The sequence below is a fragment of the Nocardiopsis salina YIM 90010 genome (assembly GCF_000341025.1).
GTDB classification, from domain to species: Bacteria; Actinomycetota; Actinomycetes; order Streptosporangiales; family Streptosporangiaceae; genus Nocardiopsis; species Nocardiopsis salina.
Window position 1 is genome coordinate 1 of the sequence record NZ_ANBF01000203.1, and the last position, 11,080, is coordinate 11,080.

At 71.5% G+C, this 11,080-nt stretch carries 8 protein-coding genes and 1 pseudogene; 8 read left to right on the forward strand and 1 reads right to left on the reverse strand.

Annotated elements, in window-relative coordinates; translation table 11 throughout:
* Positions 1-43: 43 nt before the first annotated feature.
* From trpC to D474_RS0123235, 8 genes and pseudogenes are all read left to right on the forward strand, one after another.
* Positions 44-850, forward strand: a complete 807-nt coding sequence (gene trpC, locus D474_RS0123200) for an indole-3-glycerol phosphate synthase TrpC (RefSeq protein ID WP_017615872.1) — start codon at positions 44-46, stop codon at positions 848-850.
* Positions 851-1,150: 300 nt separating this feature from the next.
* On the forward strand, positions 1,151-2,368 hold the full coding sequence (trpB, locus tag D474_RS0123205) for a tryptophan synthase subunit beta (RefSeq protein ID WP_017615873.1): 1,218 nt from the start codon (positions 1,151-1,153) through the stop codon (positions 2,366-2,368).
* Positions 2,368-3,180, forward strand: coding sequence for a tryptophan synthase subunit alpha (gene trpA / locus D474_RS0123210; protein WP_017615874.1), 813 nt, complete (start codon positions 2,368-2,370; stop codon positions 3,178-3,180). The genes trpB and trpA overlap by 1 nt, the downstream gene beginning before the upstream one ends.
* Positions 3,181-3,537: 357 nt before the next feature.
* Positions 3,538-4,053: a MauE/DoxX family redox-associated membrane protein gene (locus D474_RS0123215; RefSeq protein WP_017615875.1), complete on the forward strand. Its 516-nt coding sequence runs from the start codon at positions 3,538-3,540 to the stop codon at positions 4,051-4,053.
* 45 nt (positions 4,054-4,098) lie between these two features.
* Positions 4,099-5,047 (forward strand): annotated as a pseudogene (locus D474_RS29775) (DsbA family protein).
* A gap of 55 nt (positions 5,048-5,102) precedes the next feature.
* Entirely contained in the window at positions 5,103-6,260 is a 1,158-nt protein-coding gene (gene lgt / locus D474_RS0123225) for a prolipoprotein diacylglyceryl transferase (RefSeq protein ID WP_026118736.1), read from the forward strand.
* Between the two features lie 100 nt (positions 6,261-6,360).
* On the forward strand, positions 6,361-7,515 hold the full coding sequence (locus tag D474_RS0123230; protein WP_017615878.1) for a hypothetical protein: 1,155 nt from the start codon (positions 6,361-6,363) through the stop codon (positions 7,513-7,515).
* A gap of 268 nt (positions 7,516-7,783) precedes the next feature.
* Positions 7,784-8,794, forward strand: a complete 1,011-nt coding sequence (locus D474_RS0123235; RefSeq protein ID WP_017615879.1) for a hypothetical protein — start codon at positions 7,784-7,786, stop codon at positions 8,792-8,794.
* Between the two features lie 154 nt (positions 8,795-8,948).
* Here the strand turns inward: D474_RS0123235 and D474_RS0123240 are convergent, their stop codons facing one another.
* A complete protein-coding gene (locus tag D474_RS0123240; RefSeq protein WP_017615880.1) occupies positions 8,949-10,667 on the reverse strand; it encodes a bis-aminopropyl spermidine synthase family protein in 1,719 nt (572 codons plus the stop codon).
* Positions 10,668-11,080: the final 413 nt, after the last annotated feature.

An 11,080-nucleotide genomic window follows, 5' to 3' on the forward strand; every position in this document is an offset into this window, starting at 1 on the left:
GTCACGCGTGGCCGGAACCAACCACGAGGGAGCGGGGTAACTGGTGAGCGTGCTCGACGAGATCCTCGACGGGGTACGCGCCGACCTGGCGGAACGACAGGCGGCCCTGCCCTTGGACGATCTCAAGGCCCGGGCGGAGACCGCGCCCACGCCCGTCGACGTCGAGGCCGCCCTGCGCCGCTCCGGCGTCCACGTCATCGCCGAGGTCAAACGCGCCAGCCCCTCCAAGGGGCCCCTCGCGGAGATCACCGATCCCGCAGAACTGGCTCGCGACTACGAGGCCGGGGGTGCAACCCTCATCAGCGTCCTCACCGAACAGCGCCGCTTCAACGGCAGCCTCGACGATCTTGCCGCCGTACGCCGGTCCGTGGACACACCGCTGCTGCGCAAGGACTTCGTCGTCAGCTCCTACCAGCTCTGGGAGGCCCGCGTCTTCGGTGCCTCCGCGGTCCTGCTCATCGTGGCCGCCCTGCCCCAGGAGGCCCTGGTCTCCCTGGTCGAGCGTGCACGCTCCCTCGACCTCATGCCGCTGGTCGAGGTCCACGACGAAGAAGAGGTCTCCCGCGCCCTCGACGCCGGGGCCACTGTCGTCGGCGTCAACGCACGCAACCTCAAGACCCTCGACGTCGATCGCGACACGTTCTCGCGACTGGCACCGCTCATCCCCAACGACGTCGTCAGAATCGCCGAGTCCGGTGTCCGCGGGCCCCACGACCTGCTCGCCTACGCCGGGGCCGGGGCCGGCGCCGTGCTCGTGGGGGAGAGCCTCGTGCGCGGAGGCAACCCGCGTGAGGCCGTCGCCGACCTGGTCACCGCGGGTGCCCATCCCGCCCTGCGCGACCGGAGCTGAGCCACGTGGCACCCACGCGAGCGCACCACACCGACCACCCGGGCCGCCGATGGCCCGGGGGCGTGTCCCGCGCGCGCACCCACGCGTGAGACCGGTCGGCGGCGGCCCCGCCGACCCGCAAGCGGAGCACGCCCCGCACCTGACCAGCGGGGAACACGGCCGGGCCACGGCTCGCACCGCCTCTCCCCACTTTCCATGCACCGCCGAGGCCAGGCGGTGCCCACCACGGTCGGTGCGCAGGCCGCGGCCCGTCCAGGGCGGCCGCCGCCACCGGCCACAGCCTCAGGAGAATTCCAGACCATGAGCCACGACGGACCCGTGCCCGACGACCTCGGGCACTACGGCCGCTTCGGGGGACGCTTCGCCCCGGAGGCCCTCGTCGCCGCCCTCGACGAGGTCGACGCCGAGTGGGACAAGGCCCGCCAGGACCCGAGGTTCCACGCCGAACTCGACGCCCTGCTGCGTGACTACACCGGCCGGCCCAGCCCGCTCACCGACGCCCGCAACTTCTCCGAGCACGCCGGCGGCGCCCGCATCCTCCTCAAGCGCGAGGACCTCAACCACACCGGCTCGCACAAGATCAACAACGTGCTCGGCCAGGCCCTGCTCACCAAGCGCATGGGCAAGACGCGCGTCATCGCCGAGACCGGGGCCGGGCAGCACGGCGTGGCCACCGCCACCGCCTGCGCGCTCCTGGGCCTGGACTGCGTCGTCTACATGGGCGAGCAGGACACCGAACGCCAGGCCCTCAACGTCGCCCGCATGCGCATGCTCGGCGCCGAGGTCGTCCCGGTCACCATCGGCAGCCGCACCCTCAAGGACGCCATCAACGAGGCCTTCCGCGACTGGGTCGCCAACGTCGACCACACCCACTACCTCTTCGGGACCGTGGCCGGGCCCCACCCGTTCCCCAAGCTCGTGCGCGACCTGCACTTCGTCGTCGGTGCCGAGGCCCGTGAACAGGTCCTGGAACGCGTGGGTCGCCTGCCCGACGCCGTCGCGGCCTGCGTGGGCGGCGGGTCCAACGCCATGGCGATCTTCGCCGCGTTCATCCCCGACGAGGACGTGGCCCTGTACGGCTTCGAGGCCGGGGGAGACGGCGCCGAGACCGACCGCACCGCCGCCTCCATCACCGCAGGCAGCCCCGGCGTCTTCCACGGCGCCCGCACCTTCGTCCTCCAGGACGAGTACGGCCAGACCCGCGAGAGCCACTCCATCTCCGCCGGCCTGGACTATCCCGCCGTGGGCCCCGAACACGCCCACCTCGCTCACAGCGGCCGGGCCGTCTACGAACCCGTCACCGACGCCGAAGCCATGGAGGCCTTCCGGCTGCTCTGCCGCACCGAAGGCATCATCCCGGCCATCGAGACCGCACACGCCCTCGCCGGGGCCCGGAGGCTCGGCCAGCGCCTCGGCCCCGACGGCGTCGTCGTGGTGAACCTGTCCGGACGCGGCGACAAGGACGTCAACACCGCCGCCACCTACTTCGGCCTCGTCGACTCGGAGGACCACACCTGATGGGCGCCACGACACTTCAGACCACACTGGCCCGCGCCCGCGAGGAGAACCGGGCCGCACTCATCGGCTACATGCCCGCCGGGTTCCCCGACATCGACTCGTCGATCAAGGTCATCGAGGCCATGGTCCGAGGAGGCTGCGACGTCGTCGAGGTCGGCCTGCCCTACTCCGACCCGATGATGGACGGGCCAACCATCCAGCGCGCCGCCGACCGCGCCCTTGAGGCCGGTACCACCACCGACGACGTCTTCCGCGTCGTCGAGGCCACCGCCGCCACCGGTGCGGCCGCCCTGGTCATGTCCTACTGGAACCCCATCGAGCGCTACGGCGTGGAACGCTTCGCCACCGAGCTCGCCAAGGCCGGGGGAGCGGGCGTGATCACCCCCGATCTCATCCCCGAGGAGTCCGCCGAGTGGCGCGCCGCCTCCGAGACCGCCGGCCTGGACCGCATCCACCTGGTGGCGCCCTCCTCCACCGACCGCCGCCTGGCCCTGACCACCGAGGCGAGCAGCGGGTTCGTCTACGCCGCGTCCCTCATGGGGGTCACCGGCACCCGCGCCCAGGTCGCCGGCACCGCCGAGGAACTGGTGCGCCGCACCCGCGCGGTGACCACAGAGTCGCAGCTGCCGATCTGCGTGGGCCTGGGCATCTCCACCTCCGCGCAGGCCGCCGAGGTGGCCGCTTATGCCGACGGCGTCATCGTCGGCGCCGGGTTCTGTCAGCGGGTGCTGGACGCCCCGGACCTGGAGACCGGGCTCTCGGCCGTGGAGTCCTTCGCCGAAGAGCTCGCCGCGGGTGTGCGCTCCCGGTGACTCCCGCGGGGCACCGGTAGCCCCTTCCCGCGCCGGCCTCTCGGTGATGGCGGTGGACCGTCCCTTTCCCCGGGGCGGTCCACCGCTCGTCCGTGCCGGTCAAGGCCGGGGTTAACAGCGTGAGAATCCGGTGAGAGCCCGCCGTTCAGGGGTCTCCGGCGTCCCCGCCGCGGCACGGTGGATGGTGTGATGGGCCCTGTCGGTGCGGCACGCCCTACCCGTGCCCGGCTGATCTCGTGGCCGTGTGCCGACCGTGCATCACACACAGTACGCTTGGGGGTCATCACCCTGTGTACTCGATTCGGTGCGCAAACGGTGTACGAAGGACGGACCACCCCCTGAACCCTGAAGGCCCACATGATCGACGCAGCAGAGGAATCCCCCGCAGCCTCCGGACCCGGACGGTCGCGGTGGAACACCGTGCAGCCCTGGCTCACCCTCGCCTGCAGGGTCGGCCTCGCCGCTGTCCTCATCACCGCAGCCGTCACCAAGTACCCCCCGATCCTCTCGGTGGAGGCGGTCGAGGCCTACGAGCTGTTCCCGCCCGAGATCGCCGAACTCATCGGCTACACACTGCCGCTGTTCGAACTCGCCCTCGCCCTGCTGCTCCTGATCGGTCTGGCCACCCGCTACACCGGGATCGTCAGCGCCCTGCTCATGGTCGCGTTCATCGCCGGGATCCTCTCCGCGATGGCCCGAGGGCTCAGCATCGACTGCGGCTGCTTCGGCGGCGGAGGACAGGTCGACCCCGGGGAGACCACCTACGGGATCTCCATCGCACGCGACCTCGGCTTCATGGCCCTGGGCGCGTTCATCGCGATCTGGCCCCGATCGCCCTTCGCCATCGACCGCGCTCTCGGACTCTTCCGCTGACCGGCGCGGCGACCACCTCCGACAGATCAAGACCCAGGGGAGAACATGGGGAGTGAAGCGCGCAAGCGCGCCCGCGAACGCATCAGAGAGCAGCGGGAGAAGGAGAAGAAGGCCGCTCAACGCAAGAAGACCCTGCTCGTGGTCGGTGCGGCCGGGGCCNCTCGGTTCCGACCGCGGCGACGACTACGACGGCGAACTCGCCCAGCAGACCCTCCAGGACGACGGCAGCGTCGTCATGGGCGACCAGAACGCCGAGGCACCCGTGGTCGAGGTCTACGCCGACTACCAGTGCCCTGCCTGCAAGCAGTTCGAGGGCCTCAACGGCGACACTCTCAAGGAGCAGGCCGCCGAGGGCGAGGCGACCGTGCAGTACCACGTGGTCAGCATCTTCGCCCAGCAGCCCGCCCCCACCAGCAGCAACTCCCTGCGCGCCGCCGTCGCCGGCCGCGCCTCCGCCGACCACGGCGTCTTCATCGAGTACAACGACGTCCTGTTCGAGAACCAGCCCAACAGCAACGAGGAGGGCTACTCCATCGACGAACTCCAGGGCTGGTTCGGGGACCTCGGTGTCACCGACGAACAGCAGTCCGAGTTCGACGAACGCCTCGAGCAGGAGGACGCCGTCGTCACCGAGTTCACCGAGGAGTTCGTCCCCGAACTCATGGCCGAAGCCGAGCAGGAGATAGGCCAGGAGAACCTGGGCACCATGGTCCTGCCCGACCTGCTCGCCTGGGGGGAGGACAACGGCCACGACACCTCCTTCCTCGACGGCACCTACACTGGCGAGATCATCGACGCCACCGGAACGGCCTACACTCGCTACAGCGGTGAGAACGCCTTCCGTGGAACACCCGCCGTCTACATCAACGGTGAGCTCCTCGACAACGACGACGCCATGACCGTCCGCGGACTGACCGACGCCGTCGATGCCGCCGGCCCCGGCCAGGTCGAGAGTGAGCCCGCCGACGACGCCGACGGGGGTGGTGCGGAGTAGAGACCCCAGACCAGACCCCCGCACGCGGGGCGAACCCGAGAGCAGAGCAGTGACATTGCCGTCGACAGCTTCTGAGGGCGCGGCCGAGCACGGCCGCGCCCTCGCGGCCATCCCCAGCCCCGAGGTCAACTCGATCTCCTTGGGCCCCTTCGAGATCCACTTCTACGCCCTGTGCATCCTCGCCGGTGTCGTCGCCGCGGTCTTCTGGAGCGAGCGCCGGTGGGCCGCCATGGGCGGCGAGAAGGGCACGATCATGGACATGGCCGTGTGGGCCGTGCTCCTGGGCCTGGTGGGCGGGCGCCTCTATCACGTCATCAGCGACTACCAGCTCTATTTCGTGGACGGGCAGGAGCCCATCCGCGCCCTCTACATCTGGGAGGGCGGGCTCGGTATCTGGGGGGCCATCCCCATGGGCGCCCTCGGTGTGTGGCTGGTCGCCCGCAGGCGCGGCCTGTCCATGTCCAAGCTCGCCTTCGCCATCGCCCCCACGATCCCCCTCGCCCAGGCCATCGGCCGCTGGGGCAACTACTTCAACCAAGAGCTCTTCGGCGCGCCCACTCAGGTCCCGTGGGCCCTGGAGATCACCCCTCTGGACAACGGTGCCCTGCGCCCCGGCATGGTCGAGGGGGCCAGCACCTATCACCCCACGTTCCTCTACGAGTCGCTGTGGTGCCTGGGCCTGGCCGTGCTCCTGGCCTACCTGGGCCGCCGCTTCGAACGCGAGCTCCAGGGCGGACGCCTCTTCGCGCTCTACATCGCCGGTTACTGCGTGGGCCGCTTCTGGATCGAGTACCTGCGCGTGGACCCGGCCAACGACATCCTGGGCCTGCGCCTGAACAACTGGGTCTCCCTCGTCGTGCTCGCCGGCGCCATCGCCTACTTCTTCTGGGCGGGCCGCCGCCTCGACCGCTTCTCCACTGCCGTCGTGCCCGGACAGGACGCCGGAACCCAGGTGTTCGGCACCACCGACCCGAGTGAGACACACGACGAAGGCACCGTCTACAGCGCCCTCGACAACGACGAGGAGACCGGTGACAGCACCGTCTACAGCGCCACCGACCTCAGCGACCTCCCCGACCGGGACACCGACGCCGGCGGTTCCGGGCAGAAGGGGACGGAATATCACCCCAGCCCTGAGCGATCCAGTAGCGAGGGCTCGACCGAGGACGACGCCGACGAGACGGGAACGGACTCCGGGGCGAGGCCCGAATAGAGCGCAGGCCGACCGAGGGGCAGCCGCGTCACCCGCGGCGCCCCCGGCCCACGCCTGTGTCGTTTCCGATCACACCACGGGTTGACGATTGAGATGGACCGTGAGCAGAGCTGAGTCCGGGTCCGGTCGCCGAGGCCGGCGCGGAGAATCCCGTCGCGACGAGGCCGCCGAGTCGGTTGATTACGACGAGTACGGCCCCGGCGAGGACTACGCCGACGAGTACGACTACGACCCGGAGGAGGACTTCTCCGCCGAGTACGGTCACACCCACACTCGTGCGGCCGGTTCCGGCGACGAGCACCACGACGAAGCGGAGGAAGCATCCTCCCAGGGGCGCGGCCGACGCCGTGCCAAGCGTGAGGACAAGGGCCCGAGCAAGGTCTCGTCCTTCTCCGCGAACGCGATCAAACGTGTCTCGGTCCTGGGCGAGAGGCCCAACCAGATCGTGTACACGCTCGCCGAGCAGAGCAGGCGCAAGCGCGGCACCGCCGTGCTCGTCACGCTCCTCACCGCGTTCGGGCTCGCCCTGATCCTGTTGCTGGGGCTGCTGACCTTCCAGTTCGTCAGCAACGACGGCGGCGGCACGGTCGCCGAGACCGAGGAGAACATCGTGGAGCCGCCGGAGGGCCACACCACCCTCACGCCCGAGCTCTACCTGTCCGAGTCCAACCGCGAGGACACCTTCGGCGCGATCGACGAGCGCGATCCCGAGGCCCAACCCATGACGGAGGACTCCGCCTTCGGTGGCGCCGAGGAACTCGAGCTCAACGGCGTCTCCCTCGAGGCCCAGGAGACCACGGTCAACGACTCCTGCACCTCCATGGTGTGGGGCGGGGACCTGGCCCAGAGCCTCCTGGACGCCGAGTGCGTCAACGCCGCCTCTGCGCTCTACACCGACAGCGACCAGGAGTACGTCACCCAGGTCACGCTCTTCGACGTGGCCGACAGCGACGGCGCCGAAGAGGTCGCCGCCGCCCTGGACCCCACGAACGCCGAGACCGAGGCCGGCTTCGTCCTGCCCCGGACCGGGGAGGACGTCTCCGGACTCCACGAGGGCTACAGCCAGGCCAACACCCAGGTCATGGGCCACTACGTCGCGGTGTTCTGGAGCGCCCGCGAGGACGGAGAGGACCCGGGCGAGGACTCCGAACTGGCCACAGTGAACGTGGCCTCCATGAACTCCGTCCAGTTCATCTACGACGAGGTCGTCCGCAACGGCGGCGGCCAGGACGAGGAGGGCGAAGGAGAGGGCTGATCCCCGTCCGCTCCGTACGCGAGGCCCCCGGGGGTGAACTGCTCCCCCCGGGGGCCTCGTACGTGCGTACCGGGACCGCAGGCCCCGGACGCACGGCGGCTGTCAGGGGCCCTCCGCCGCCCCGATAGGATCACGGGCAGACCGACCCGTCCGCGAGGGTCGTCCGAGGCCGGGGGCCGATCCCCGTGCCCAGTCCTGAGCGAACCCGGGTCCGCCCCGCACCCCCCGTGCCGCGGCGGCCCGAGAATCCGAGGAAAGGTCCAATCGGGTGTCCCCTTCTGAACCGTCGGAGCCCGGTCCCGGGCGCCGGAGGAAGAACAGCGAGTCCGACCCGGAACAGGCCGAGGCCTCTCCGCGTGAGGGCCGCCGCCGCGCCGGCAACCGCCGGAAGGGCCAGGGGCGCACGAGCCCGGCCCTGAAGATCGTGGTCGGAGCCCTCGTCCTCGCCCTCATCGCGCTCGGTGCGGTGCTCGTGGTGCAGCGCGTCGGGGGAGACGGGGCCGCCGAGGCCGCCCCGGAGACCCGCCCCGTCCTCTACGACCTGCGGCTGAGCGACAGCAGCGAGATGAACCGGGTCCTGAACTCGCGTGAGGACGACCAACGCCCCCTCAACGAGGGCGAGCTGTTCGAGCGCAGCAACGAGGAGATCGCCAGCCAGAGCATCGACTTCACTCTGCGCGACTCCGACCTCACCGAGGACTGCACCGAGGCGGTCTGGGGCTCGCAGATCGAGGACGCCCTCGCCGACGCCGACTGCACCCAGGCCGGCCGGGCGACCTACGTCGCCGACGGCTACTTCGGCGTCGCCGCGGTGTTCAACCTGGACAGCACCGAGGACAGCCAGGACGTGGCCGCGGCCATGGAAATGCCCGAGACCGACGAGGAAGAAGAGGCCGAGGACCCCGGGTTCGTGCTGGCACCCTCGGGCGAGGAGCCCTTCGACCGCCTCGGCGAGGGCTACAGCGCCGCCGACGCCATCATCAGCGGCCACTACCTGGTCGTGGTGTGGGTGCAGCCCGAGGACTCGGATTCCGTGGACGACCGCGTGACGCTGTCCAGCCCGCTCGTGGCCCTGGCCAACTTCCGCGACCCGCTCTACCGGCGCCTGGTGGAACTGCGCGACCCCACCGACACCGGCCAGGAGGGCGGCGGCACGGGCGGTGCCGAGGAGGGCGCGCCCGGCGGCGGCGCCGAGGACCCGCAGCCGCCCGTGGAGGACCCGCCCCCGGAGGATCCCCCGCTCGAGGAACCCCCCGTGCAGGAACCCGGCGGTCAGTGACCCAGGGCGTGCCCGGCGGACACGTCGCCCGCCACCACACTCAACGGACGCCTGACGGCGCAGTGGTCGGTCGCAGCAACGGAAGGCGTCCACCGAACAGGCCCTGACCCCGGTGCCCGCGCCGGCCGTCGTGGGCCCCGGGCGCAGCGAGCTCTCACCCGAGCTGCTCCAGAAGGCCCGCGCAGAGCGCGCGCAATCCCCGCAGCCGGTGCTGCGGCAGATCCACGACCGTGTGCCCGCGCACCCACCCCGGTGCGCGGGCCACCGTGTGCCGGGCGGTGCGCTTGTTCACCGGGGCGCCCGTCGCAGCCGACACCTCGATCAACCCCGCACGGAGAGTCGACGTCAGGGTCCCGTGTGCCCGCCCCTGCACACGCCTGGCCAGGGCTCCCGCCGGGTCCGTCCCGGAGTCCGGGGAGTGCGCACTCAACCGCAGGCACGTCAGGTCGCCGGCGGCGAACCCGCGTAGGAACCGAACCCCGAACCGCGGCTCCACCAGCGCCCGGAACGTCTCCTGCCCCGCCCGGTCGCGCGCCCACGCCGAGGACGACGGAACCAGCACGTCCACCATCCGCGTGCCCTCCGGTGCCGCCAACGCCGCACGAGCGGCCAGGCGCTCCCATCCGCCGGTCAGGTCCACCACCGCGTGCTCGTGCACCGGCCCCGGGGCCTCCATCCACCTCGCCAGCCGCACCCTGCCCGCGCCCTCGAACCCCCGGGGCCATGAGCCGACCAGCAGTGGGTCACCGGCGCCGGTGCCCTCCGCGGCGCGAGCCAGCACCGCCGAAGCCCGTTCCGGATCCGACCCCACCGGTGCCTCCCGGGCGTTGGCGCCCTGGCTGTAGACCCGGGCCTCCTCACCGCCGGGGGAGGGGACCGATCGCGCCAACGGCCGCAGCACGTACAGGTCCGAGGCCGCACCGATCGACTCCGCGCCGTGGTAACGGTTGAAGTCCGGCCACAGCGCCTCCACCACCAGGTCCAGGCGCAGCAACCGCGCCTGCGTGGCCGCCGCCAGCCGCGGCGTGGTCTCACTCACCCCGTAGGCCACCAGCACCCGGCCCCGCCTCGGATCGGCCATGCCCTCCAACCCGCGGCGCACGAACAGCTCCACCCCGTCGGGGGTGTATGGCGGGTCCGTGAAGACCACGTCGGCCGTGCCGCGCAGCGCCGGGGGCAGGCCCAGGCGCAGATCCGCTGCGTGGGTGGTGACGTCGGCCCCCAGGCGTTCGGCCAGCGCATCGATGTGGGCCAGCACCCGCTCGTCCAGGTCCACCACCACCGCGCGGGCCCGCGGCTCCACCAGTGCCAACGCGACCGAGGTCAGGTCGTGGTCGCCCACGCACAACACCGTGCGTCCCACCAGGTCGAACCGGGTGCTGAGGAACAGCGCCCGCCGCAGTGCCGTCTCCGCGGTGGCCGCCACGTGGTCCAGGTCCAGGTCGGATGCGGGCCCCTCGGCCACGGCCCGCTCCAGCTCGAAGAACACATCGGTGCGGTCGACCGCCAGGTGTGCGACCGGGTCGGCCGCCGCCGGGTCCGGCGCCCCCGCGTGCTCGGCCGGGCGTACCAACCGCACCCCGGGGCCCTCCTCCACGGCCTCGCCGGCCTCCACCAGCCCGCGCACCAGATCGGCGACCACAGCGTGCGCCACCGCCGAGGCGCGCACCAGCTCGTTCGGGGACCACACACTTCCGTCCGACAACAACCCCAGGACCCGGCGGGATCGCGGCGCATCCACCCCGCGCCCGCGCAACAGGGCCTCGACCCCTTCCGGCCCGGCGCCGCCGTGCGGATCGGGCCGACCGGTTCCGGGGGCGTGCGTGGGGCCGTCGGTGCCCCGCGCGGGGGACGGGGTCTGTTCTGCTGCCATGGCACCGATGGTCCCACGGGCCCCGACCTGTAGGGGTAACGCAGGTCAGACGGCTTACACCGGCGTGAGGGGCAGATCACTCGGGAGAGGGTGGCCACCCCCTTGGGGATGTCGTTAACACCCGGGTAATGTGGGTCCTCGGCCCACACGTGCCCGCTGTGCCCGGGATCGGCCCTCCGGCCACCCCCTCGGGGTTCTGGTCGCTTTGGGAGGTTTAGCGAGGTTCCCGCGTGGAACAAATCGCAGGGCCGGATCCGTCTCGGACCGTACCGAGAGGGACACCCGCGCCCACTTTGGGCGGAAGGGCGCGAACGGCGCACTGTGGCGCCAATCGGTCTGGACCTGCGATTCGCGTCGCAGTACGACCACCGTGTACAAAAGAACCCGCCCGCAGCGGCGACCCGTCACCACCG